Below are 948 nucleotides of genomic sequence, written 5' to 3'. Positions count from 1 at the left end.
ATAGTGACAATAATAATTTCATGGGAATTATATCTCTAAATTGCTAAATTTTTGTCTAGACAAAGGAGACCACCATACACTGCCCATAGACCCGCCTGATACTAAAAAAGCTCTTATACAAAATATACTCAACACCCCTAAAAGCTCTGTCAACCCAAAAGATACTTTGCAGAAAGCTGCTGTAATAATAGACATAATGGCAAAAGTTGTATTACCGCATTCGAGTGATTTTCTACAAGGTGCCCATATAATAGTTGAAGATAATGGGAGTATGTATGATAAATTAAAAGATCTAGGGCTGGTTAAAGAACGTTTTTCTTCTCACCATAGGGGCAATAAGGCTGAGTCCGATGTGTCAATTCAAGCTGGCGAAATATTTAGAGAATTTTTAGTTGGCAAAACAAAAGATGGTAAGACATGGTTTCAGTTAGAAGCTCATTCTATCGGTGGGATTAAAAATTTTGTAAAACACATGGTAGATTATATAACTTACGTATTAACTGGTAAAAGTGTCGGACAATACGGTTTATCAGAGCATGTAGATAGTAATCCTATTGTATTGGATGCTAAACAAGTTAATCAAAAAACTAAAAAACAAGCCTCTCTCACAACTAGCAATTTTGTAAAAAAAATAGAAGAAGAGCGGCATAGAACTAAATCAGGACTATCAAAAAATACGGTTGAACGTTAGTCTGATAACTAACCTGATTAGTATAGTCAATTAAACTCGTCATTGTGAGCGAATGTATGTGAGCCTGTCCATAGTACCCTACAATTTTTGTAATAAATACTCTGTAAAGGTATTGTATATGGGAGGTTGAAGTAGTATAAGAGTGTATTTTCTGACTATGCACAATATACTACTTCAGTCACTGATACTAAACTTTTCTTGGAAAAAATCAAGGCTAGAATGTCTTTCTGGAATGATTATGAGTCTAATTGAGAATT

1 protein-coding gene is annotated in these 948 nt (G+C 33.9%); it reads left to right on the top strand.

The window, feature by feature from the left end; translation table 11 throughout:
- The first annotated feature begins 40 nt into the window (after window positions 1-40).
- The gene (locus tag RiCNE_RS07095; protein ID WP_094649844.1) at window positions 41-691 is read left to right on the top strand and encodes a hypothetical protein; all 651 of its coding nucleotides are present in this window, start codon (window positions 41-43) and stop codon (window positions 689-691) included.
- Window positions 692-948: the final 257 nt, after the last annotated feature.

The organism is Rickettsia endosymbiont of Culicoides newsteadi, from assembly GCF_002259525.1.
Classification (GTDB): Bacteria; Pseudomonadota; Alphaproteobacteria; order Rickettsiales; family Rickettsiaceae; genus Tisiphia.
This window is presented reverse-complemented; position numbering and strand designations above follow the sequence as displayed.